21 protein-coding genes are annotated in these 23,019 nt (G+C 43.8%); 13 read left to right on the top strand and 8 right to left on the bottom strand.

Going from position 1 to position 23,019, the window contains the following annotated elements; translation table 11 throughout:
• The first annotated feature begins 97 nt into the window (after positions 1-97).
• The 4 genes from ACOMA8_RS00635 to ACOMA8_RS00620 all read left to right on the top strand — a co-directional run bounded on the left by ACOMA8_RS00635 (position 98) and on the right by ACOMA8_RS00620 (position 3,828).
• Positions 98-1,000, top strand: a complete 903-nt coding sequence (locus ACOMA8_RS00635) for a carbohydrate ABC transporter permease (protein WP_161899189.1) — start codon at positions 98-100, stop codon at positions 998-1,000.
• 125 nt (positions 1,001-1,125) lie between these two features.
• Positions 1,126-1,866, top strand: coding sequence for a carbohydrate ABC transporter permease (locus tag ACOMA8_RS00630; protein WP_237580428.1), 741 nt, complete (start codon positions 1,126-1,128; stop codon positions 1,864-1,866).
• Between the two features lie 47 nt (positions 1,867-1,913).
• On the top strand, positions 1,914-2,582 hold the full coding sequence (locus ACOMA8_RS00625) for a DUF624 domain-containing protein (protein WP_161899187.1): 669 nt from the start codon (positions 1,914-1,916) through the stop codon (positions 2,580-2,582).
• Positions 2,583-2,799: 217 nt separating this feature from the next.
• The gene (locus ACOMA8_RS00620) at positions 2,800-3,828 is read left to right on the top strand and encodes an aromatic acid exporter family protein (protein WP_161899186.1); all 1,029 of its coding nucleotides are present in this window, start codon (positions 2,800-2,802) and stop codon (positions 3,826-3,828) included.
• Between the two features lie 79 nt (positions 3,829-3,907).
• On the opposite strand, the gene ACOMA8_RS00615 is transcribed toward ACOMA8_RS00620, so the two are convergent.
• On the bottom strand, positions 3,908-4,426 hold the full coding sequence (locus ACOMA8_RS00615; protein WP_421367535.1) for a hypothetical protein: 519 nt from the start codon (positions 4,424-4,426) through the stop codon (positions 3,908-3,910).
• A gap of 284 nt (positions 4,427-4,710) precedes the next feature.
• On the opposite strand from ACOMA8_RS00615, the gene ACOMA8_RS00610 reads away from it, so the two are divergent.
• The 4 genes from ACOMA8_RS00610 to manA all read left to right on the top strand — a co-directional run bounded on the left by ACOMA8_RS00610 (position 4,711) and on the right by manA (position 8,334).
• Positions 4,711-5,121 carry a DUF4430 domain-containing protein gene (locus ACOMA8_RS00610; RefSeq protein WP_421367533.1) on the top strand — a complete coding sequence of 137 codons (411 nt, stop codon included), beginning with the start codon at positions 4,711-4,713 and terminating at the stop codon, positions 5,119-5,121.
• A gap of 159 nt (positions 5,122-5,280) precedes the next feature.
• Entirely contained in the window at positions 5,281-6,111 is an 831-nt protein-coding gene (locus ACOMA8_RS00605; RefSeq protein ID WP_421367531.1) for a VOC family protein, read from the top strand.
• A 148-nt stretch (positions 6,112-6,259) separates the two neighbouring features.
• Positions 6,260-7,294 (top strand): serine hydrolase domain-containing protein, encoded by a 1,035-nt coding sequence (locus ACOMA8_RS00600; RefSeq protein ID WP_421367529.1) that lies wholly within the window; start codon positions 6,260-6,262, stop codon positions 7,292-7,294.
• Positions 7,295-7,380: 86 nt separating this feature from the next.
• Positions 7,381-8,334, top strand: a complete 954-nt coding sequence (gene manA, locus ACOMA8_RS00595; RefSeq protein WP_421367526.1) for a mannose-6-phosphate isomerase, class I — start codon at positions 7,381-7,383, stop codon at positions 8,332-8,334.
• 103 nt (positions 8,335-8,437) lie between these two features.
• Here the strand turns inward: manA and ACOMA8_RS00590 are convergent, their stop codons facing one another.
• The 4 genes from ACOMA8_RS00590 to ACOMA8_RS00575 form a co-directional block, all read right to left on the bottom strand.
• Positions 8,438-8,635: a hypothetical protein gene (locus ACOMA8_RS00590; RefSeq protein WP_161899181.1), complete on the bottom strand. Its 198-nt coding sequence runs from the start codon at positions 8,633-8,635 to the stop codon at positions 8,438-8,440.
• A 159-nt stretch (positions 8,636-8,794) separates the two neighbouring features.
• Complete coding sequence (locus tag ACOMA8_RS00585; protein ID WP_421368242.1) at positions 8,795-10,174, bottom strand: MFS transporter; 1,380 nt, start codon at positions 10,172-10,174, stop codon at positions 8,795-8,797.
• A gap of 311 nt (positions 10,175-10,485) precedes the next feature.
• Complete coding sequence (locus ACOMA8_RS00580) at positions 10,486-11,502, bottom strand: LacI family DNA-binding transcriptional regulator (protein ID WP_421367523.1); 1,017 nt, start codon at positions 11,500-11,502, stop codon at positions 10,486-10,488.
• 298 nt (positions 11,503-11,800) lie between these two features.
• A complete protein-coding gene (locus tag ACOMA8_RS00575) occupies positions 11,801-14,071 on the bottom strand; it encodes a glycoside hydrolase family 65 protein (protein ID WP_421367521.1) in 2,271 nt (756 codons plus the stop codon).
• A gap of 465 nt (positions 14,072-14,536) precedes the next feature.
• Between ACOMA8_RS00575 and ACOMA8_RS00570 the strand changes: the two genes are divergently transcribed.
• Entirely contained in the window at positions 14,537-15,379 is an 843-nt protein-coding gene (locus ACOMA8_RS00570) for an endonuclease/exonuclease/phosphatase family protein (RefSeq protein ID WP_421367519.1), read from the top strand.
• Between the two features lie 183 nt (positions 15,380-15,562).
• Here the strand turns inward: ACOMA8_RS00570 and ACOMA8_RS00565 are convergent, their stop codons facing one another.
• From ACOMA8_RS00565 to ACOMA8_RS00555, 3 genes are all read right to left on the bottom strand, one after another.
• Positions 15,563-16,300 carry a type 1 glutamine amidotransferase gene (locus tag ACOMA8_RS00565; RefSeq protein ID WP_421367517.1) on the bottom strand — a complete coding sequence of 246 codons (738 nt, stop codon included), beginning with the start codon at positions 16,298-16,300 and terminating at the stop codon, positions 15,563-15,565.
• Positions 16,293-17,645 carry a MurT ligase domain-containing protein gene (locus ACOMA8_RS00560; RefSeq protein ID WP_421367515.1) on the bottom strand — a complete coding sequence of 451 codons (1,353 nt, stop codon included), beginning with the start codon at positions 17,643-17,645 and terminating at the stop codon, positions 16,293-16,295. The genes ACOMA8_RS00565 and ACOMA8_RS00560 overlap by 8 nt, the downstream gene beginning before the upstream one ends.
• Before the next feature lie 273 nt (positions 17,646-17,918).
• On the bottom strand, positions 17,919-19,340 hold the full coding sequence (locus ACOMA8_RS00555; protein ID WP_421367512.1) for a TrkH family potassium uptake protein: 1,422 nt from the start codon (positions 19,338-19,340) through the stop codon (positions 17,919-17,921).
• Between the two features lie 373 nt (positions 19,341-19,713).
• Here ACOMA8_RS00555 and ACOMA8_RS00550 point away from each other — a divergent pair, with 373 nt between their 5' ends.
• The 4 genes from ACOMA8_RS00550 to prmC all read left to right on the top strand — a co-directional run bounded on the left by ACOMA8_RS00550 (position 19,714) and on the right by prmC (position 22,974).
• Positions 19,714-20,151: an NUDIX domain-containing protein gene (locus tag ACOMA8_RS00550; protein WP_421367509.1), complete on the top strand. Its 438-nt coding sequence runs from the start codon at positions 19,714-19,716 to the stop codon at positions 20,149-20,151.
• 133 nt (positions 20,152-20,284) lie between these two features.
• Positions 20,285-20,905 carry a thymidine kinase gene (locus ACOMA8_RS00545; RefSeq protein WP_161899172.1) on the top strand — a complete coding sequence of 207 codons (621 nt, stop codon included), beginning with the start codon at positions 20,285-20,287 and terminating at the stop codon, positions 20,903-20,905.
• 112 nt (positions 20,906-21,017) lie between these two features.
• On the top strand, positions 21,018-22,094 hold the full coding sequence (gene prfA / locus ACOMA8_RS00540) for a peptide chain release factor 1 (RefSeq protein ID WP_421367507.1): 1,077 nt from the start codon (positions 21,018-21,020) through the stop codon (positions 22,092-22,094).
• The gene (prmC, locus tag ACOMA8_RS00535) at positions 22,084-22,974 is read left to right on the top strand and encodes a peptide chain release factor N(5)-glutamine methyltransferase (RefSeq protein WP_161899170.1); all 891 of its coding nucleotides are present in this window, start codon (positions 22,084-22,086) and stop codon (positions 22,972-22,974) included. Before prfA ends, prmC begins: the two co-directional genes overlap by 11 nt.
• The last annotated feature ends 45 nt before the right edge of the window (positions 22,975-23,019 follow it).

Below are 23,019 nucleotides of genomic sequence, written 5' to 3'. Positions count from 1 at the left end.
GAAACCGGGCGTGATCTTTAATCGCCTCAAAAAGAAGGGAGGGCCTGTTGAGGATATTTCCTGAAGATGGTAGGAAGTATCTTGAACAGGAGTATGTATGGAGAATGTACAGAAAAGCAAAAAATCGAAAAGCTTGAAACGTAAAAATACGCTGACGGCCTATTCGTTTATTGCACCGAATTTTATCGGATTTTTCATTTTCACACTGATTCCAGTAGTATTCTCATTGATTTTGGCTTTTATGAAGTGGGATTCTTTTACGACACCGGAATTTGTTGGAATTAAAAACTTTACCAAAATGTTGAGTGATACGACATTTCAAATCTCATTGAAAAACACCTTTTTATATGCCTTCGGGGTCGTACCGCTGACTTTGATTTGCTCGTTGACCTTGGCTATTTTGCTGAATCAGAAGATCCGAGGAATGAAATTTTTCCGGACAGCCTTTTTCTTCCCTTACGTAACTTCGCTGGTTGCGATTGCCGTCGTTTGGAACATGCTGTTTCATCCGACTATGGGACCAATCAATGGCTTCTTGCGACACTTTATCGAAAACCCTCCAGGTTGGACTTCTAGTTCTCACTGGGCATTGTTTGCGATCATTATCGTGTCTGTTTGGCGAGGCATGGGCTATTACATGATTTTGTATCTGGCTGGTCTGCAAAGTATACCAAAGGAATTGTACGAAGCAGCTTCAATGGATGGTGCGGGCAAATGGAAACAGTTTTTGAATGTCACGATTCCATCTTTGCGACCAACGACCTTCTTTGTGACAATCATGTTGGTAATCAACTGTTTCAAAGTATTTGACCTAGTGCAGGTAATGACCGATGGCGGTCCTGGACGGGCAACCAACGTCTTGGTATATCAGATCTATAATGAAGCCTTCAAGAAATTTAACTTCGGTTATGCTTCAGCCATCTCGCTGGTATTGTTTGTGATTGTATTAGGCGTCACTGTGATCCAGTTCAAATGGGAAAGCAGAAATTCAAACGCGTGAGGAGGAGCACAATGGAAGCGCATGTTTCAAAACCAAAATCTCAATCCGGGTTTAAAGTGGGGAAAGCAATCACATTTATCCTGCTGACGCTGTTGGCACTCTTTACTCTGATCCCGTTTTTCTGGATGATCTCATCATCCTTCAAAACAAATAACGAAGTCTTTTCCGTTCCTATTCAATGGATTCCTAAAACTTGGCATCCGGAAAATTATAGTGCCATTTGGGATCGTATTCCGTTGATGACCTTTTTCAAAAATACGGCTATCTTAAGTGTCGCCATCACTTTGATTCAACTGTTTACTTCTAGTTTTGCCGCTTATGGATTCTCAAAAATGCAGTTTAAGGGCCGGGATGTTTTATTTCTGGCTTATATCGGAACTATCGCAGTACCGTGGCAATCTTATATGATTCCACAATTTATCATGATGCGTCATCTGCACCTGACGGACAAATTGCTTTCACTGGTATTGTTGCAAGCCTTTAGTGCATTCGGTGTTTTCTTGATGAAGCAGTATTATAGCAGTATTCCCGACTCTCTTTGTGAAAGCGCCCGGATTGACGGCCTTTCTGAGTGGGGGATCTATCGACGAATCATGTTGCCTTTGACAAAACCGGCGATTGCTTCTTTAACAATCATCACATTTGTCAATACTTGGAACGATTATATGGGACCATTTATCTATCTGTCTTCCACGGAAAACAAGACGATCCAGCTGGGACTGAAAATGTTCGTTGGTCTCTACGATGCTGAGTACGCGCTGATTATGGCGGCATCAGTCGTTTCAATCTTGCCGGTGGCCCTTTTGTTCTTGTCAATGCAAAAGTATTTCGTAGAAGGTATTGCCACTTCAGGGATGAAAGAATAAAGGAGCTTATTGGTTTATCGGTAAAGACCAGGAAAGAAGGAAAGACAATGTTTCGCAGACCGAAGTTTGAAGACAATATCTATATGAAAATGTTTCGTTGGGCGTACATTTTATTGATAGGCAATCTGTGCACACTTTTGGCGGCACTGCCGTTTACGGCTGCTGGGCTATTGTTAGCCATTGATGTCCGCAATCTGCCGGCATTTTTCATATGTGGATTGTTTGCCGGGCCAGCACTGATGGCGTTGTTGGCACTGCTAAATGAGTTCAAAGAACAAGGCGATGTCGAGCCTGTTGTCTTTTATTTCCGCGCTTACCGGCAGTTTGCTGCCCGGGGCTTGCTTTATTGGTTGATTGGCTGGTTCGGAATTTTAGTTTCCCTGACAGATATCTTGTTTTTTGCCTCGCTGCCAAATGGTCAATGGGTAGTGCCTTTCTTTTTACTACTAGGAATTTTGACGACTGCCCTCAGCTTAAATTGCTGGTATTTTCAAGTGCGCAATCCAAATTCCGGGGTTAAGGATGTCTTGCGAATTGCTGCATTCTACACCTTTAAAAAATGGTATTTTTCACTGCTGAATACGGTCTTGTTTGTTGCCATGATTGGCTTGATGTTGCTGAAACCACAATTTGGCTGGCTGTTGACCCCCGCTTTGTTTTTAGGGCTGATTTATTTGAATTGCGGCTTGCTGCATAAACAGACGCAAGTTTCATAAGGGCAATTTGTCAAAAGGGATACCGACTCGTTACTTGACGAAGGTATCTCTTTTTATTTTGGTAGGAAGCTACATGCAGGAAAACGCAGAAAAAAGAAAGCGTTTTACAAAAATCTTTTAATGAGCAAAAAAATCGTGTAAACTAGAAGTATAATGAGAAATCAATCAGTTGCTTTGTCCCTTTTGCAGACCCCCAAAGAAATGGAGGCCTTTTTGTATGAACTTTTTACGACGTTGGACCATTAGTAATCACCTTTTTTATGCATTGAAGATTGGTATTGGTAGTGCTGTTTCGATTTATTTGGCAGAGCTATTGCAATTGGAGTCTTCTTCTTCTGCTGGGATTATCACCTTATTGACTATCGCCGGTACTAAGACGGAGACCTTTCGACTGGGAGTGAATCGCATTGCGACCTTTTTTGCGACGGTGGTGTTGTGCTGGGTGATCCATTTGCTAGTTGGACCGGAATGGATTGGTTATGGAATCGTGATGGTGATTGTGACTTTCTTTTTGAGTCTGCGCAGTTTGTTGACGACGCTTTCAGTCAATGCAGTTTTTGTCAGTCATTTTCTTCGTAACCCTGAGCAAAATATTACTTCTGAACTGGTACTCAATGAGTTAATGCTTTTGCTAATTGGTTTGCTGATTGCCGTTTTGGCAAACTACTTTCAAAATTATGAAAGTCAAAAGCGCTACTTGGATCAGGCCGCAGCGCTTACTGAAGCGAAAATGCGTGCGATTTTTATGAAGCTTTCGGAATATTTAAAGGATCCGGAAGTAAACAATCAAGTATGGGAAGATATTATTCAATTGGAAAAAAATATTCTTTTGCATACCAAATCGGCCTTTCAATATCAGCAAAACCGGCTACCGAACATGGATAATTACTATGTTGATTATTTTGAAATGCGTCTGCAACAGTGTAGTGTTCTACATAATCTACACTACGAAATGAAAAAAATCCGCGTATTTCAAAGTGATTCACAGATTATCGCTGGCTTTTTGGACGATATTATCGATCATCTGCCAAAGATGGATGCTCCAGAAAGTCAGTTGGCCAAATTGGATCAGTTGATTTTGCAGATCCAAGAAGAAAACTTGCCAGGCTCCAGAGAAGAGTTTTTAAGTAAAGCGCGGCTGTATCATATCTTGATGGATTTAGAAGAATTCCTGAAGTTCAAACAGCGTTTTGTTGCTGGATTGGCACTTCCACAAGAGTTGCAACGAATACCTCTAGGGTCATAAAAAAGAGTCGAAAAACCAGCCACTACCGAGAAATATGCTCAGGAAGTGGCTGGTTTTTTTGTGGCTAAATGTATGTGGCTTATTTACGATAGAGTGCCATCACTTTTTTGATAGCCTCCTGATGCGGTGCTTTGGGGATGATTCGAGCGACATAGGTGATGCCGTCTTTTTCAAAAGACAGATCAGACGCAGTAATATCATCGTTATCGTAGCGGGCAATAAAGTCAGCAACATAGGATTCCTGCATCCAAATGATATCTATTTCTCTGGCGGCAAGTTGATTGGCGAAAACTTGCTGTGATTGTGGATCATCTAGATTAGAGATGTCGACTTGGACTTTTTCCTTACCTGCTGGTTTTAATAGATCGTTGTACGCTTTTTCCATTTCCAGAGATATGCCGGCATCTTGATTACTTTCAGTCATGATCTTAACATCAAGGATTACTTCTGTTCGTGAAGCGTAACCAAAATAGACAAAAAGAAGGATGGTAAATGCGACTAAAATACCGATAAAGTATTCTTTATAGGCGTATAAAAAGTAGAGTGCTTTGTCGATTCCCTGTTTTTTTTCAAGTGTTTCTTTAATAATCGGTTTCATAGGCGGGCCACCTTGCTGTTTTTTGCAAATAAAAAAGTTCTTGTAATTAGAGTATTATATCACAAGCAAAGGGTAAAAGGGATTTAGCAGTTGTGAAATATGCGGTAAGTCTGTGTCCACCTCGTGAAATTACGAGATAAAATATCTTTAAGAAGGGAGCTTTGTGCTGACAATTTTAGCTCATCAATGATCGTAGAAAAATAAATCGTCGTATCTTTTTGATTGCTTGTCTGTTCAGCGGCAGCACTTTTCGGTACAATTAGCAAAAAGGGGGCGGCAATAAAATGAAGAAAAAATGGCTAATTGCAGTATCCAGCTTGATTATGGGTGGTGTATTGAGCGCTTGTAGTACCGGGAATGATAAGCAGATGGCAGGTACTTCCCAGGCAGGGACGACGACTACCAGTGAAGCACAAAAACTACTAGTGACGATTGAAATTAAAGAAGACGGAAAACAGCTGGTTGAAAAAAAGATCCAAGTGCCCGTGGGAACTTCGGTGTTTGATGCACTAAAAGACAGCTTTGAAATCAAAGATGATAAAGGGTTTATCACCGCAATTGATGGAAAATCCCAAGACGAAACGGCTGGAAAATACTGGATGTACACTGTTAATGGAGCCGAAGCGACTGTAGGAGCAAAAGATTACGTTCTCAATGACAAGGATACGGTGGTCTTCGAATTAAGTAGTATGTAAGCAGGTTACGACAGCTTTGAATAGGTGGTAAGATGTCTAAGTTTCAAAGTTATTTTACTGTGGCATTTTTGTTGGTAACAGCTTTCGGATAACAAGGGTTAAAAGTTGCCGGATTGTCCTTTTCTCAGTAAAATGAAAAAGAAGAGGGGCGTGGAGAACTTGAAATTCAAATTGGGGAAAGAAACGCAGCTTGAAACAGTTGCAATCCGAGTAAAAAACCGAGATGCGATGATCCAGTTTTACCGTGATGTCATTGGCTTTACTCTGAAGCGAGAAGAAAATGAATTAGCCATCATGGGCAATAGTAAAAACAAAAACGAAAGTCTCTGGCTGGAAGAAAGTCCGCGGGCAGAAGACTATTTCGGCGAGGTAAAAAAACTGCGCCGAATCTGTTTGGTGATTCCGTCTGAAGGAGAAATGGCGGATGTTCTAAGTCGGATTGATGGGGCTGGTTGGCCCATCATTGATGCCTTATATGACGAAGGTGTGATGGGTATCTTGCTAGAGGATCCTGAAGGCAATCAGTTAGAGTTGTACTACGGTGCAAATCAACAGCCGGTGTCAGGTAAGCCTGAGCCGTTGAACCGCAAAAAGTTATTGGCAAAAGCAGCGGGAGAGTTCCCAGTGCTGTCTGATTGTGTCTTTTTTGATAAGCTCCATCTAAATACTGCTGTGTTAGAAGATGAAAGCCGCTTTTTAGCAGAGGTGTTGGGATTTGAAGTACGAGACGAAACAGCTGGCATCCATGTGCTTAATGAAGGGTTATTTCACATTGGCCTTACTGAAGCTCGTGGTGGTACAGTAGAGTTGCCGACAGATAAAGTTCTAGGACTGGACTTTCTAAAATTCCGTCTCAGTCAGGAAGATCTTGAGGCGCTGGCGGCTCATTTGGAAGCTCTAGGGCAAAGCTTTTATAAAGATAAACGAGGAAGTATCGTGACTGTTTACGATCCTACTGGTCTTGAATGGTGGTTCGTCAGAAAAAAATAATCAGTAAACTGTTGTCGAAAAAACGGCAGCAGTTTATTTGTGCTGCCTCATTTTTGAAACTGTGGAATTTGAGATAGTGGCAGTGGTGTAAAAGATGAGAACAAAGAAAGTGGTCGATTTTTAATAAAGAAGGAAAGAGGACGGTCTTTTGTATAAACAAACACAACAACTGATTATGACTAAACGTCTAAGTGGTATCTATCCCGGCGTGGTATATGGTTTTATTAATCAGCAAGGAGAAGAGGTAAAAGCTCAAGGGCTAGCCCAGGTGTTTCCAACGGAAGAAAAAATGACGCCTAACAAACGTTTTGATGTCGCTTCTCTGACGAAAGTTGTCTGTACGACGACAGTGTTGCTTAAGCTTTGGGAGGCAGGGGCTATCGATTGGGATCACCCTTTGCAACGATATCTTCCGGCATTTAAGAATCAAAGAATCACACTTCGACATCTGCTGACCCATACCTCGGATATTCGGACGTGGATTGCAAATAGAGATCGTTTGTCAGCAGAGGACTTACGCGAGGCATACCTGGCACTAGAACCAGGGAGTAGCTTGGGACAAGTGGTGCAATATACTGATGCGGGGACAATTTTATTGGGATTTATGCTGGAAGAACTTTATCAGCGGCCGGTAATTGAGGTCTTTCGTCAAGAAGTATTGGTGCCTTTGGGGATGGACCATAGCGGATTTCTTCCCGAAAAAGGGGAGCTGACTGATATCGTGCCAACTGAGCGACTATCAAAAAATCAAGTGTTGCGGGGAGTAACGCATGATCCCAAAGCGAGAATTTTAGGAGCACATGCCGGAAATGCTGGGCTTTTCACGGATGTCGAAGATTTGTTGATTTTTTGTCGGATGCTTTTAGCCCACGGAAGAGCAGCGGATGGGCGATCGTATTTACAACCGGAGACAGTGGCACTGCTGCAACAAGACCAGACGCCTAGTGGTCTTGGCCATCGCAGCCTGGGGTGGGACTTGCGCCCAGGTGCATCAAAAAAGGCAACACCTGCTTTGTTTCATACTGGCTATACCGGTACTTTTTTATTAATTGATGTCGCCGTTGGAGAGGCTTTCGTGTTTTTGAGCAATCGCGTTCATCCGACAGACCATCGAGAAGTTTACTTGAAAGAGCGGGATGAACTTATTGATGTGTACCAAAAAGAACGGGGTGCAGACTCGTAAAAAAATGTTATAATATCTTCGATCGTGATTAAAACGTTTGCGTCCTGGATTTTTCAGGACGAATCTGAAAGGAGCTTTCTACGTACATGGAACCATTATTTATGAAACCTGTTTTCCAAGAGAAGATTTGGGGCGGAAATAAACTGCATACAGTCTTCAATTTTGACTTGCCCTCTGACAAAATTGGTGAGGATTGGGCGATTTCGGCGCATCCCCACGGTGTTAGTGTGGTGGAGAATGGTGAGTTTGCCGGCAAACAGCTGGATGACCTATGGAAAAATCATCAAGAACTCTTTGGGCATCAATCAGAGCCGGTCTTCCCGCTGTTGATTAAGATTTTGGATGCGGAAGATGATCTTTCTGTCCAAGTCCATCCAGATGATGCTTACGGCTTGAAACACGAAGGTGAGCTTGGTAAAACAGAATGTTGGTATATCATCGATGCTGAACCAGGAGCAGAGATTATTTATGGTCATCATGCCCAAACCCGAGAAGAATTGGCAGAAATGATCAATGACGGTCGTTGGGATGATTTGTTGACGAGAGTACCTGTTAAAAAAGGTGATTTCTACTATGTACCATCAGGAACAATCCACGCGATTGGCAAAGGAATCATGATTTTAGAGACTCAACAAAGTTCTGATACGACTTATCGGGTCTACGACTATGATCGAACAGACGATCAGGGCAATCCGCGGGAATTGCATATCCAACAGTCAATCGATGTTACCACCGTTCCAGCGCTGACACCAGAAACCAATGTGACTGAAGTGAAACACGGTTCGTCAGCTGTTGTGACTTATTTGAAGACTGATTTCTTTAACGTCTACGAATGGCAAGTCCGTGGTTCATTGGATTTGAAAGCTGGCGCCGCTTATACACTAATGACTGTGATTGATGGCTTTGGCAAGTTGATTGTAGACAATAAGAGCTATGACATGGCCAAAGGAACCAGCTGCATCATTCCAAACGGCATCAGCCAATGGCGAGTGGAAGGTGATTGCGATATTATCGCTTCTGAACCAGGCACTAAAGAGTAAACTGAGCTTCTGAACGGTAAATAAAACGTCTCAGTACCGCAAGCTTTCAACAAGCGGTACTGAGACGTTTTTGTTTGGTATAAGGTCATTTAAAAGCTGACAATCAATCTTCTGAGGGGCCTTTTTTAGAACGGGTCAAAATCAGCATGTAGTGGACAAAGGCAATGGCAGACGCGATGGCTAGTGTCATGAATACTGGGTCCCAACCAATCTCTCCTTTTGTGACCAGTTGATAAATCAGGAGCAGAGCTAGCGCAGCGAACAACAAATAATACAAGTAGGGTAGGATCCGTATTTTCATTTTGAGCACTCCTTTCTGCTGGAAGAGCAGTCGGCAAGTTCAACTATCAGATACAAATACAGGGACTCTTTCCTCAAGTTTATTATAAACGCTAATGCATAAAAAAAGAAACGATGGCCCCCGACAAGTCGTTGTAAGGAGCCGACTTGTCGGCAAAACTCAAGAATATTTTTTGACGGAGTCGCTAGCGTTGTGGAAATAACGTAGAACCGCTACTAGGATGAAAAGCAACAGGATCAGTAGAAAAGCTGCTGCTAGTTGGGAGCCTAAAATTGTTCCGTTGCGGTAGTCCGCAGAATGGTGTTGGACTTGATTGATGATAGTCGCAGCAATGGCTGTAGAAACTGCACCGGAAAACTGCTGGAGCGTATTGAAAATCGCATTGCCGTCGGTGTATTGCGATTGCTCTATGGCGTTCATCCCGGTAGTCATCATGTTGCTGTAGGATAAGCCGATTCCAATCATATAAAAAACGTGTCCTGCCACAAAGCCAGCTAAAAGCGGCCATTGCAAAAATAGCGTCAATGCTAGCCAACCGATTGCAGCCAGTAAAAGACCGATAGTAATCGGTTTTTTCGCACCGATAGTATCCAACAATCGTCCGGACAACGGAGCTAAAATCGCCCCGGTAGCTGCCCCTGGTAACATCATCAAACCGGCTACAAAGGCATCCTTACCCATGACAATCTGAACATAATTCGGCAAGATAAAGCTGATCCCCAAAAGCAGAAACTGACACACGAGAAAGCCAGCCAAAAAGAGCCGGTAGCTGCTGTTTTTCAAAACTTCCAGTCGAATAAGCGGTTCTTTAGCGGTACGGGAGCGGCGGTAAAAGAGATAAAAGCCCGCGATTCCTACTAGCAGTGCTATCATTCCGGAGACCGAAGTGATTTGATCCAAGAACAGCAGAAAACCGCTGAACATCAATGTGATTCCCGCCAAGCTTATCCAATCCAGCGTGCCGCCACCAGCAGCCGGCATCTCGGGAATCGCTTTGAGACCAAGAATCAAAGAAATAAATAATACCGGAATCAAAAACAAAAAGATATAGTTCCAGCCCGTCGTTGAAGTGAGAATCCCGCCATAAGTAGGGCCGATAGCCGGGGCAATGGAGGTCGTCAAATTACCCACGCCAATCATTGCTCCTCGTTTTTCTATAGGGGAGTAAGTCAAAATGATATGGAACATCAATGGCAAGGCGATCCCCGTACTGATTCCTTGCGCCAAGCGTCCCAAGAGGAGAATTGCAAAACTAGGAGAAAGAAAGTCAATCAGCAAGCCGGCGATGAAAAAGAGATTAGCGGCTAAAAACAAGCGGCGCAAAGAAAAGTGTTTCAGTAAATAAGTCGACAAAGGGACGATCACAGAAATCACCAGTAGATAAATCGTGGTGACCCATTGGACTTGTCCGGTGGTAATCCCGAATTCAGTTATCAGTGTCGGGAAGGTGACATTCATGGCGGTTTCGATCAGAACACCGGCAAAAGACATGATTCCAGTAGCCAGGACCGCCAATAATAATTGTGGTTTTTTGTGCATCAGTTTCACTTCCGTTGATTCAAATTTCGTACGATCTGGGGTGAACCAGCAGACAAAAAAAGAGAGAGTGGTTTCTATTTTCATAGAAACCGCCTCTCTCTCGACATCGCCTCAAGACAAGGGGATGTTATCTGTACGATTACGTTTGCTATTCTATTAAATTTTTCGGAGTTGGTCAAGAAAGAGTCAACTTTTTTTGAAAACTTTCCGAAAAAGGAAGCTTTTTTTACGGGTGCGGCCGTTTTTTAGCTGGAGTCAGCTATTCCGTCAAAAAATGACAAGCAGCTCAGCCCCTTGCTCATTATCCAGGATCACTCTTTTTCATTTTGGATGACTGTTTCTCGGACAATTAATTTATGAGGGACGATGACTTTGATACCATCTGTCAGCTGGTGATTGATCTGATCCATCAGTTTCTGGGTAGCTAATTTTCCCAAGCGAGCGACATCCACGTCGATGCTGGTGATATAAGGATGAGTTAAAGTGGAAAAGATGGAGTTATTGAAGCTGATGACTGACAGATCATCAGGTACCTTATAGCCATACATGTTGGCCAACTGCATGATACGAACGGCAAATAAATCATCGATGACCACTAGGGCCGTGGGACGATCTTTTTTGAGGATTTCTTCAAAAAAGACGAAATCAGCCGGTTCTTCAAATTTGACGGCTGGATATGTTGGTAAACCAGCCATCATCAGCGCTTTTTGATAGCCAAAGTAACGCTCAAAGTAGAGATTTTCCCGAGTAGTATTAGTGGCAAATAAAATCCGCTGGTGGCCTCGTTGGATCAAAAACTCTGCCGCTTGCTTGCCTAAAAGCTGGTTGTCATTGTCTACAAAGACAATTTTTTCTTCATGCTTGTAGGGTTGTCCAATCAATGTGAAGGGAATCTTATGGGTAAACAAGTAGTCAATGACTGGGTCGTGATTGTCGGAATACGTCAAAATAAACCCGTCCACTTGTTTTTGCAAATGCATGCGCGAGACGTTGGCCAGTAAAGTCTCAAAATCCGGTGCGGAGGCGACTGCCACCGACATTTGGAAAAGACTGGCCTCTTCGTTAATGGCTTCGATAGTTTCCAGATAAAAGGGGTTACCTAGCCGTTCTTTCGTATCCAGCGGTGGTAAGATGACCCCAATGGAGCTGGCTTGTTGCTTACCTAGGTTGCGGGCGGCAACATTGGGAACATAGCCCATCTCCTCCATCACTTTGCGGACCTTGCGCTTGGTCTCTTCGGAAATACTAGGATGGTCATTGATTACCCGCGAGACCGTGGAAGTTGCAACGCCGGCTTTTTTGGCAACATCTTTAACGGTGATGCTCATGAAACTTCACCTCTTTTCAACATGTTTCTGAAGGTTCCCGTTGAAGTGACGGGAGTGGAAAAATGGGAAGGAAGAGGCTCGTCAATGCCTGTTTGAGGGCAAATGGGGGCGTTTTCGCTTCCAAACTCTTTTAATAATAGCAAAACCTGTGACAAGTTACTACTGCAACGAGAAATAATCTTTGGTGTTCGTTGATCTAAAAAAGTAGTAAAAAAGAGCAGTGCAACGTCCGGAATATGAAAATGAGGATACCGATCAATCTAGCAACCTGCTAAAAGAGGATCGGTATCTCTCGGTGTTAAGCGTGCTTATTTTTTACCTGAATGCTGTCAGTTAAAGTCATTTTTTCGTCGTACAGACGCAGCTCCAAGGAGTCGCCGGTGACCAGCTTCAGACTGATTTCATCTGCTGAGACTTTGACGAATAAAAGCCGTCCGCGATAGTTGACGTGGAAGCTGTAACCAGACCAGGCTTTCGGTAAGAATGGTGCAAAACGCAACTGACCATTGTCGGTTTTCATTTGAGCAAAGCCTTGAACGATAGCCAACCAACTGCCGGTCATGGAGGTGATGTGCAGGCCGTCTTCTGTATCATTGTTGTAGTTGTCCAAATCGAGACGAGCGGTGCGTTCGTACATTTCCATCGCCTTGTCTTCCATTCCCAAATCAGCTGCCAAAATTGCGTGAACAGAGGCGGAAAGGGAAGATTCATGGACAGTCATAGGTTCATAGAATTCATAGTTGCGGCGCTTTTCTTCTTCTGTGAATTCATGGCTCAAGAAGTAAAGACCCTGCATGACGTCTGCTTGTTTGATAAAGCAGGAGCGTAGGATATGATCCCAAGACCAATGCTGATTCAAAGGCAGTTCAGAAGGATCAAGCTCACTTACTGGCATCAAGTCTTTGTCTAGGAAGGTATCGTGTTGAACGAAAATTCCCAATTCAGCATCTTCTGGGAAGTACATATTATCAATGATATCTTGCCATTTGGCTTGTTCTTCTTCTGAGATGTCCACAGTGGTGACTGCTTTGAATTTATTGTAGTTTTCCAACGTGTAACGCAAGACCCAGGTAGCCATGGTGTTGGTGTACCAGTTGTTGTTAACGTTGTTCTCATATTCGTTGGGACCAGTGACACCGTGAATCATGTAGAGTCCTTTACGTTTAGAAAAATGGACCCGATCTGCCCAAAAGCGAGAAATCGCTGTCAAAACTTCCAACCCTTCTTTTTGGATGTAGCTTTCATCACCAGTGTAGTTGGTGTAATTGTAGATAGCATAGGCGATGGCACCATTTCGATGAATTTCTTCAAAGGTGATCTCCCATTCGTTGTGGCATTCAATTCCGGTAAAGGTTACCATTGGATACAATGCCCCTTTTAGCCCTTGCTTGCCGGCATTGATGTGAGCTTGTGGCAATTGGTTGTGACGGTACTTCAACAGATTGCGGGTCACGTTAGGCTCAGATAGCGCCAAGTAAAGTGGAACCGCATAAGCTTCGGTATCCCAATAGGTGGCACCACCGTATTTTTCGCCAGTGAAACCTTTAGGACCGATGTTTAACCGCTCGTCTTCACCATAGTAAGTAGAGAAGAGTTGAAACAAGTTGAAACGAATCGCTTGTTGGCCGGCAGGATCGCCATCAATTACCACATCAGCCAATTCCCAGCGTTTTTGCCAAGCGACTTGTTGTTCGGTTTTCAAAGTGTCATAGTCCGCGCTGTACTCAGCAAACAGCTCTTGAACTTTGGTCACTTGCTGATCGGGTTCAATATCGCGGCTAGTAACGATTATGACCTTTTTTACCAGGCTGACAGTTTCACCAGCCTTAGCATTCAAGGTGAAGGTCTCGCTGACTTTCAAAGGGAATTTTTCATAGTGACCGCCAGTTATGTCATGTTGCATTGCAGCCGTTACAGTGAAACGATCAATCCCAAAATTGTTGGGAATTGTCCGCACAGTCAAGTAATCAAAGGCTTGTTCTTGTCCGGCAGCAATCTCTTCCCAAAATAATTCATCATAATTGCTGTCTTCATTGGTTACGTGAGAATCCAATTTGCTGGTGACTAAGATTTCAGCAGCGCCTGTTAGAACCTCTGCTTCTAAATGGATGAGTCCCAGCTCTTTTTTCACAATGGATAAGAAACGCTGGAAGGTAAAGCGGACTTTCGTGTCGTCGAATGTGACGGTGAAATTGCGGGTCAAAATCCCTGACTGCATATCCAACTCCATGTAAAAGTCTTCGTAAGGGACTTTAGCCAAATCGATGGAATGACCATTCACTGCGATATCCATGGCGATGAAATTCACCGCATTGATGACTTTGCCGAAATAGTCCGGATAACCGTTTTTCCACCAGCCAACTCGAGTTTTGTCTGGATACCAGACACCAGCGAGATACGTGCCCAGATGATGATCGCCGGAATAACTTTCTTCAAAGTTGCCTCGCATTCCCATATAGCTGTTGCCGATAGCCGTCAGTGACTCTTGCAGCCGCCGATTTTCTTTGTCTAAGGTTGTCGTAGCGATCTTCCAAGGATCGATGTCGAATAAACGTTTAATCTGATTCATAAATTTACCTCCTGCGCTTGCGCTGTTTTCGGTGGCAGTGGCTGTAAAGGCCGCTGTCGGAGCGAACTTTGTTTTCTTTCTTCTCCATAATAAACGCAATCGATTGCATTAGTCAAGTGGCTTGTTGCGAAAGGCGTTGCAAAAATAGTAAAAATAAAGAGGTTGCTATCAGAAAGACAGATGTTCAAAGGAAAAGCTGCCCTTAAAAATACAGGGAACAGATATAGGAATATTTTACAACATCAGAATGAGATAGTGTAGGTAAAATAATTTGACGGAACCGATTGCGCAAAACAGACTTCTTTTGTGCAAATTCTTAGCCTCTGGTATGATAAGAAGGCGCAGAAAAGCTAAAGCCTGTATTTGCTTGATTATTGGGGGAGAAGACTAGATTAAGCAATACTTTGCGGAGATCAGCTTGCAAAGACATGTAGCCTGAAATAACGCTTTAGGAAAGGGATATGTATGAAAATATTGACATTGAATTGTTACAGCTTAGTGGAAAATGAAGGGACCCAGCAAGTAGCGGATCTTTCAAAAAAAATTGCGGAAGATCAATATGATTTGATTGCACTGCAAGAGGTTAACCAGACATTTGATGCCCGCGCTGCGGTGTTGGACGGCTTCTTTTGCCCGCCTACGACAGATCAGCCAGTAAAAGAGGATAATTTTGCCCTGCAGTTGATTGAAGCACTCCAGATTTTGGATCTGGAATATTATTGGACCTGGGCGTATACCCACGTAAGCTATGGCCGCTTTGAAGAAGGAGTGGCATTGCTGAGTAAAGCACCTTTGATTGCAGCTGACCATTCAGTAGCTCCAATTGCGCATTCTAATCCAGCCACAGACAACGTCCGCCGCATCCTCATCGGTTTGACGGAAGCTGATGGAGAATTGGTTCGCTTGGTCAGCACGCATTACAACTGGTGGGATCGGGGATTTGCCGAAGAATGGCAACGGACAGAAGAATTGTTGTCCGCGTCTGAAAGTAGCGGAAGTGACTATCCGCTAATTCTTTGTGGTGACTTCAATCAGCCGGCAGAAACACCTGGCTATCAATTGGTGCAAAAATCACAGCTGGAGCTGCAAGATGCCTTTTTGACTGCTACTCAGGTGACCGGAGGAACGGCTACCATTCCTGGAGCTATCAACGGTTGGAATGACAGTCCTTCACCCAAGCGAATCGACTATGTCTGGCTGTCTCCCAGCTTTAGCGTGGCTGCTTATTCGGTAACCTTTGATGGGAAAAATGGCGTACAAGTCAGCGACCATTTTGGCATCACGGTCACAGCGACACTGGAAGATTAGCGATTTGACAGGCAAAAAATCCGATTTTGTCAGTGTTTAAAAGTGTAATTTGTAACAATAAAAGACAAGCAGCTTCCACCGTTTCTTAATGGAGTTGCTTGTCTTTTTATTGTGGTTCATAGTTGGTAGTGTTCACTTTGGAAGCCGTGCAAGAGGAATGCCACCACAGTGAATGGTGCTATTTTATTGCTCCGGTCCACTGACGGCTTGTTGCGTTTTGTCAGCAATTGCATCGTATGTTGGCAGGTCTGTCAGATTGGCGGCGCCGTATTTTTTCTCCAGCGCGGTTTTCAATAGGCGATAAGCCAAAATTTCGTTTCGTGCCAGGATCGGCCCGTGGAAGTAGGAACCGTAGACGTTTTTGTAGATGACGCCTTCAGAACTGTCTTCATTGTTATTGCCATGCCCTTGTTGGACTTTACCTAAAGGGCGTTCGCCGTCACCTAAAAAGGTGCGGCCGTTATGGTTTTCAAAGCCGTAATAGGTTTCGTTGAATTCTTCGTTATGGATCACAATATCACCGATGTAGCGATTATTGTCTTGACTCAGTGTGTAGTGATCCAGTGCGCTGATGCCAGGGATTTTTTCACCACCAGCACCCATGTAATAGTGGCCCAACAGCTGATAGCCCCCACAAATCGCCAGCATGACCCCTTCGTTTTCGATATAACGGGTGATGGCTTCTTTTTTATCTTGAATGTCCTCAGAAACGATCAGCTGTTCAAAATCTTGACCGCCACCGAAGAAGACCAGGTCGTATTTGTCAGCATCAAACTCTTGATGAATACTGACAATTTCCGTGGTGAGGGCAATCCCCATTTTTTTTGCAAGGTAGCCAAGCATTAACAGGTTGCCATTGTCTCCGTATGTGTTTAATAAATTACCGTAAAGATGTGCTAGATGCAGCTCGTATTTAGCCACGATCCATGCCTCCTTTGATATACCCTTTATCTGCCAGTTTTTTGCGTAGCTGTAAGACAGCGGTGTAAGTTGCTAAGATATAAACGTGTTCGGTTGGCAGTGTGGGAATTGCTGTGATAACGGCATCCAAATCGGGGATTTCCGTCAATTTATCCTGTGAAATACCAGCGACTTTCAACCGCAGCGCCATATCTGTATGACGATCGCCACCGGCAATAACCGCAGGAATATTCATGTCAGCGAATGCCTCGTGATTGCCATCCCAAATCCAACTGACATCCACGCCGTCCGCATAATTGGCATTCAGCAATGCCACCAATGAGAAAGGATAGGGGGACAGACCGATCATATCAATCACCTGATTTAGACCAACAGGGTTTTTTACCAGTACCAAAGTACATTTTTTTCCATCAATTTCAATGACTTCTTGGCGTCCAAAAACTTTTTCATCGTAAGCCAGGCCGGCACGGATTTTTTCCGGAGCGACGTCGTACATTTCCGCAACTGCAGTAGCAGCCAATGCATTATAGACATTGTACATGCCGCCGACTTCGATTCCGTATGGCTGACCGTCAATTACAAAATCAGCCGAAGTATTGTCCATAGCGGTCATCGCTGTCAATTTGTAGTCCAGCTCTGGTCGCGCAAACCCACAGTTTGGACAGTAATAATTGCCTAGATTGGCGTAAGTGATCATCTTGTAATGCAGGATGTGGTGACAGCGAGGGCACAAGACGCCATCGGTATTGTAATGAGCCAATTGTTCTTTGTCCGGCAGGTGATCGAAACCGTAATACTTGCGAGGGTTCACCGTATCCAAAGAATTGAAGATTGGTGAATCCCCATTGGTTAAGATCGTTGCCGCAGGTGATTTAGCGGCACCTTCAACAATCAGGCGATATGTCGTGTAGATCTCACCATAGCGGTCCATTTGATCGCGAAAGATGTTGGTAAAGACGAATAGCTCTGGTTTGATGTATTCTGTGACCTTCGACAGACTAGCTTCATCAATCTCAAGAACGGCGAAGTTTTTCTGATTTTTCTTAGGCTTAGCCGATAAAAAGGTGGAGACGATTCCTTGTACCATATTGGCACCAGTGGGATTAGTCAGCACTTCGTCGTATTGCTGTCGCAAGATATTTACCGTTAAAGCAGTGGTGAGGGTTTTGCCGTTGGTGCCGGTAACCACCACTACCTCGTACAAATCAGAATAGTGATCTAAAACTTGCGGATCAATCTTCAGCGCCAATTTTCCCGGAAAACTGGATCCGCCTTTCATAAATGTTTTTAAAAACCATTGGGCACTTTTGCCACAAGCAATGGCAATGTGACTACGTAAACTCATACAGGTCGAGCCTCCAATAACGATTGTCAAACGGCGTGTGATTTTTCAATTGGAAAACCACAAGGCAAAAGTGCCGAGGAATTTCTTCATCAAAAACCAGCCGCCTATTATCAGGGATTTCCTGATAAAATTCCAACTTATCATACCATAGGAATAAAAAAACGAAAAATACCTTTGCTGATTCTTTAATTTTTCCTTTGTATCGAAGATGGATTCTGTCATCACGTAGTAAAAGGCGCCTGATGAGAAAAATCTCGCCAGACGCCTGCGTAATCAGCCAATGATGATTTGTTCAGTAGGATATTCGTAACCTAAATCTCGTGTTTCCTTTGGTACAAATAAGAGCAATGTGTACAACATGCCGATTCGCCCGATAAACATTAATGCTGCAATTACGGCTTGCCCCACACTAGAGAGATCACCGGTGATTCCCAGTGAAAGACCAGTGGTTCCAAAAGCCGAGCAGACTTCCACAATGATGGCAATCAGAGGCTGTTCTTCGGTGGCAGTTAAAAAGATAATAGAGAAAAAACACATGCTCATTGACAACATAAAGACGATTACAGACTTGCGGATATCAGCTTCCGGGATGCGACGGCCGAAAATATTGATATTGTCTTCACTCTTCAAAAAGGAATACATGTACAAACCGATGATGGCCATTGTCGTTGTTCGAATGCCGCCTCCCACTGAGCTGGGGGAACAGCCGATAAACATCAAGATTGAAAAAATAATTAATGTTGTGACCTGAAAATCGGTGAGGTTATGAATTTGGAGGCCGGCATTACGGGTTGTCATGGAGTAAAAAGCGCTATTGACCCAAGCCCCGAAGCCGGAGAGGCCACTGAAAAGATGATTTTTTTCTAACAGCCAGATAATGACAGTTCCTCCGATAAATAAAATCACAAATGCCAAAACTGCAATCTTGGTGAACAACGAAAAGCGAAATGGCAGGCGCCGAAGTCCTTTTTTTGCTTGAAATTTATAATGAATCCATTCATGGAAATCCATCAATACGGGAAAACCAATGCCACCTAGAAAGATCAAAAACATGATGCAAATCAAAAAGAAATAATCGTTGGCAAAAGGTGTGATGGAATCGCCGGTGACGTCAAAACCGGAGTTAGTCACAGCAGATATGGCTTGATAGAAGCCATAAAAAATAGCATCTCGCCAACTGTGATAGTGACCCCGGAGCATGAAATAAACAGAAAAGAAAATGCCAAAAATCAATTGGGCGGCTAAGAGCATGGAAAAGGTGATGCGAATTAGTCGCACGATTCCCGAAAGCCGGGGCTGATTCATATCCGTCATAATCAGTTGCCGTTGTTTCAGCGTGATCCGTCGCTTGGAGACAATGAAAAAAAACGTGGAAATCATCATAATTCCCAAGCCACCGATTTGAAACAAGACCTCCAGCAAGACGACTCCGTGATCGTTGAACACGCTATTGATGTCAAAGGTAGACAAACCGGTAACCGAAACAGTGGAAATCGCCATAAACAACATATCCATAAAGCTGACTTTGCCATAAGACTCTGCTTCTCTAAAAAAGGGCAGGTAGAACAAAATGAGTGAAATCACAGTCATTAAAACATAATAACTAACGATGATTTGGATAGAACTGACATTGTTGGAGACAAAATGCCGCCATTTGCGGATCTTCAGTTCCCAAAAACGTTTGAAAATATCCATAATAGCTGAACCCTCGAATCTATAGTTGGTAGTGTGCCGGCTGCCCATGAATCTAAAATTATTTACGAGAAAAAAGAATGCAAACAGTCAAAAAACAGCTGGCTGGCAACACTGTAAAATCTTTCTTAAGTATATCAGAAGAAAAAGGAAATGGTACTTTCAAACAGACGTCATGTTTTCTTCATAAATCCTCGTTATGATACTTTCATACCAACCAAAACCCTTTTTCAAAACTCCATTTTTTCCTTTTTCTCTCTTAAACATTCCTGAGTCGTCGGTGCAAAAAATGCCGATGCTTCAGGAATGTTTTTTTGTGGAACAGATTCTGGCAGAAAAAACATGGTAGGATAGAGAAAAAGAAAAAGGAGACGGTATGGACAAAACACAAGGTGCCTTTACGATTGTGACTGATCAGCAGCTGCGAGTTTTACTAGTCAAACGGCAAGATTTACCGATTTGGGATTTGCCTGGCGGGAAAATGGAAAATGACGAAGAACCTTGGGAGACGGCACAACGAGAATTATTTGAAGAGACAGGTCTCAGAACGGAGCATCTGTTGGTATTAGGACGTTATGAATTTTCCCAGCGAGCTGATCGCCAGTGGCTGTTTATCGCAACGGATGCGACAGGTATGTTACAGGTGCCAAATGAAGAAGTTCGTCAGGTAGGTTATTTTTCGTTACAGCATCTGCCGATAAATCTCGTACCAGAACGGCGGCAGCAGTTGCGAGACTTTGCAGCCGGAGCGGGAGATGTCCGCAAAACATTGACCGATCCTCGCTGGCTTTGCCTGTTGAAGAAATTTTTATAAAATCTGTCAGACTGTCTGTTACCAACGGCCACTTGGAAAATAGAGGTTTCTTGCAGGGCTTTACAGAAAGTTTCACTATAAAAAAAGGCCGCTTTCCGCTATAATGCTCTAAGAAGAAACTGGAGGTTTGAACATGGCACAATTGTTTTTCAAATATGGCGCGATGAACAGCGGCAAGACCATCGAGATACTGAAGGTCGCACATAATTACGAAGAGCAGGACAAACCGGTAGTAATCATGACTAGCGCGTTGGATACTCGTTCTGGAATGGGCAAGGTTTCCAGTCGAATCGGCTTGGAGCGTCCGGCAATTCCCATATTCGAGGAGACGGATATTTTTCGCATGATTGTTGAGATGGAATACAAGCCTTATTGTGTCCTAATCGATGAAGCTCAATTCCTAAAAAAAGAGCACGTCTTGGCATTTACTCGGATTGTAGACGAATTGGATATTCCGGTGATGGCATTCGGACTGAAAAATGATTTTCGCAATGAACTCTTCGAAGGCTCGCAATATTTGTTGCTGTATGCGGATAAGATTGAAGAGATGAAAACTATCTGCTGGTTCTGCCATAAAAAGGCCAGTATGAATCTCCATTATATCGACGGCCAACCTGTTTATGAGGGGGACCAGGTTCAAATCGGTGGCAATGAAGCCTATTATCCTGTCTGTCGCAAACATTACTTCCACCCGGAAATTAAGGGCCATGACCTAGTCGATCCTAAGAAGGATTGCGCCCATGCCCATCACTAAAAAGATTGACTGCTACTGCAATTTTACTATTTGAATCGATTTGTTGGCGGCTACTCTTTTTCTTTTGCAAAAGGCAGCTGTATCCAATGATCACCTACAGAAAGGAACCCACATGTACGATCAATTACAATCCATCGAAGACCGTTACGAAGAATTAGGGGAGCTGTTGAGCGATCCGGCTGTTATCTCTGACACCAAGCGCTTTATGCAGCTATCAAAAGAAGAAGCAAATACCCGCGAAACGGTAGAAGTCTACCGCCGTTATAAAGAAGTTGTGCAAGGAATCAAAGATGCCGAAGAGCTGCTTGGCGAAAATCTCGATGCCGAGCTGGCCGAGCTGGCAAAAGAAGAGCTTTCCGATCTGAAAAAAGAAAAAGAAGATTTGGAAGAACAGATTAAAATTCTGTTGCTGCCAAAAGATCCCAATGACGACAAAAATATCATCATGGAGATCCGTGGAGCCGCTGGCGGGGATGAAGCAGCTTTATTTGCCGGCGATCTTTTCAACATGTATCAGAAGTATGCCGAGTCTCAAGGTTGGAAAACTGAAGTCATGGATGCCAACGTTACTGGGATTGGCGGCTACAAAGAAGTCATCATGATGATTACCGGCGACAATGTCTATTCCAAACTAAAATATGAATCCGGCGCCCATCGAGTGCAACGCGTTCCTTCAACGGAATCTCAAGGACGAATCCATACCTCTACAGCAACGGTAGTGGTGATGCCGGAAGCCGAAGAAGTCGAGGTGGACATCGAGGACAAAGACATTCGTACTGATATCTACCATGCTTCCGGAGCTGGTGGTCAGCACGTCAACAAGACAGCTTCTGCGGTTCGCTTAACCCACTTACCGACTGGAATCGTTGTAGCGATGCAAGACGAACGTTCTCAGCTGAAAAATCGTGAAAAGGCCATGAAAATCTTGCGAGCACGGGTCTATGACCAAATTCAGCAAGAAGCGCAAAGTGCCTACGACTCAGAACGAAAATCAGCAGTGGGTACAGGGGATCGTTCTGAGCGAATCCGAACTTATAATTTCCCGCAAAACCGTGTGACTGATCACCGAATTGGTCTAACGATCCAAAAGTTGGATCAGATTCTAGCCGGCAAAATGGATGAAATCATCGACGCCTTGATTATTTATGATCAAACTGAAAAATTAGCGGAGATGCAAAATGGCTACTAGACCTACCTTGCGAGAAGTCCTTGATAGGGCTTCTTCTTTTTTAGAATCTGTCGGCGTAGAAGGCTATAGTGTGCTATACGTATTTATGGGACGTATGAACTGGACAAAAACAGACTGGTTATTGCAAATGGGACGACAAGCAACTGCCGCTGAAAGCGCGCAGGTTGAAAAAGATACCCGCCAACTGGCTCAGCATATTCCCCCTCAATATTTGCTGGGATGGGAAGAATTTTGCGGACATCGCTTCAAAGTCACTGAAGCTACCTTAATCCCGCGACCGGAAACAGAAGAATTGGTGATGCGGGCGCTAACGGCATTTCCTGATTCTGAAGAGACGAATGCTGTATGGCGTACCATTTCAGGGAAGCCCCCGCTGGTTGTCGACATCGGCACTGGTACCGGAGCCATTGCCATCTCTGTAAAACTGGCTCGTCCCCAGTGGCAAGTGCGAGCCTCAGATATTTCACCGGCAGCGCTTGCGATCGCCAAAGAAAATGCTGCCAGCCTGGGTGCAGATATCGCGTTTTGTTTAGGAGATACATTGGCCCCTTTTTTGACAGAAACAAACACAGAAAAAATCCAATTGCTATTATCAAATCCGCCATATATCTCCAAATCTGAATGGGACTTGATGGATGAAAGTGTTCGTACCTTTGAGCCTAAAATGGCTCTTTTTGCCGACAATAACGGATTGGCTATCTATCAGAAATTAGCCCGGCAGGCACCCAGCATTTTGGCTGAAGACGGACAGATCTTTTTAGAAATTGGTTTTGCGCAAGGTGAAGCTGTTAGAGGCATCTTTCAAGCAGCTTTTCCTCATAAAAGCGTTGAAATCATCAAAGATTTGGCAGGACAAGACCGTATCTTGCATGTGTTTTGATGGGGAAAAAGAAACCGCCTAGCTGTGGAAAAAAACTTTTTTATT

Origin of the sequence: Enterococcus infantis, assembly GCF_049166715.1 — a bacterium.
In the GTDB taxonomy this organism is placed as follows: domain Bacteria; phylum Bacillota; class Bacilli; order Lactobacillales; family Enterococcaceae; genus Enterococcus_C; species Enterococcus_C leclercqii.
This window is presented reverse-complemented; position numbering and strand designations above follow the sequence as displayed.

Bases quoted from the DNA above. Each gene is read 5' to 3' on its own strand.
- ACOMA8_RS00635 (WP_161899189.1), top strand. From the start codon at position 98: ATGGAGAATGTACAGAAAAGCAAAAAATCGAAAAGCTTGAAACGTAAA.
- ACOMA8_RS00630 (WP_237580428.1), top strand. From the start codon at position 1,126: ATGATCTCATCATCCTTCAAAACAAATAACGAAGTCTTTTCCGTTCCT.
- ACOMA8_RS00625 (WP_161899187.1), top strand. From the start codon at position 1,914: ATGTTTCGCAGACCGAAGTTTGAAGACAATATCTATATGAAAATGTTT.
- ACOMA8_RS00620 (WP_161899186.1), top strand. From the start codon at position 2,800: ATGAACTTTTTACGACGTTGGACCATTAGTAATCACCTTTTTTATGCA.
- ACOMA8_RS00615 (WP_421367535.1), bottom strand. From the start codon at position 4,426: ATGAAACCGATTATTAAAGAAACACTTGAAAAAAAACAGGGAATCGAC.
- ACOMA8_RS00610 (WP_421367533.1), top strand. From the start codon at position 4,711: ATGAAGAAAAAATGGCTAATTGCAGTATCCAGCTTGATTATGGGTGGT.
- manA (WP_421367526.1), top strand. From the start codon at position 7,381: ATGGAACCATTATTTATGAAACCTGTTTTCCAAGAGAAGATTTGGGGC.
- ACOMA8_RS00590 (WP_161899181.1), bottom strand. From the start codon at position 8,635: ATGAAAATACGGATCCTACCCTACTTGTATTATTTGTTGTTCGCTGCG.
- ACOMA8_RS00585 (WP_421368242.1), bottom strand. From the start codon at position 10,174: ATGCACAAAAAACCACAATTATTATTGGCGGTCCTGGCTACTGGAATC.
- ACOMA8_RS00580 (WP_421367523.1), bottom strand. From the start codon at position 11,502: ATGAGCATCACCGTTAAAGATGTTGCCAAAAAAGCCGGCGTTGCAACT.
- ACOMA8_RS00575 (WP_421367521.1), bottom strand. From the start codon at position 14,071: ATGAATCAGATTAAACGTTTATTCGACATCGATCCTTGGAAGATCGCT.
- ACOMA8_RS00570 (WP_421367519.1), top strand. From the start codon at position 14,537: ATGAAAATATTGACATTGAATTGTTACAGCTTAGTGGAAAATGAAGGG.
- ACOMA8_RS00560 (WP_421367515.1), bottom strand. From the start codon at position 17,645: ATGAGTTTACGTAGTCACATTGCCATTGCTTGTGGCAAAAGTGCCCAA.
- ACOMA8_RS00555 (WP_421367512.1), bottom strand. From the start codon at position 19,340: ATGGATATTTTCAAACGTTTTTGGGAACTGAAGATCCGCAAATGGCGG.
- ACOMA8_RS00550 (WP_421367509.1), top strand. From the start codon at position 19,714: ATGGACAAAACACAAGGTGCCTTTACGATTGTGACTGATCAGCAGCTG.
- ACOMA8_RS00545 (WP_161899172.1), top strand. From the start codon at position 20,285: ATGGCACAATTGTTTTTCAAATATGGCGCGATGAACAGCGGCAAGACC.
- prfA (WP_421367507.1), top strand. From the start codon at position 21,018: ATGTACGATCAATTACAATCCATCGAAGACCGTTACGAAGAATTAGGG.
- prmC (WP_161899170.1), top strand. From the start codon at position 22,084: ATGGCTACTAGACCTACCTTGCGAGAAGTCCTTGATAGGGCTTCTTCT.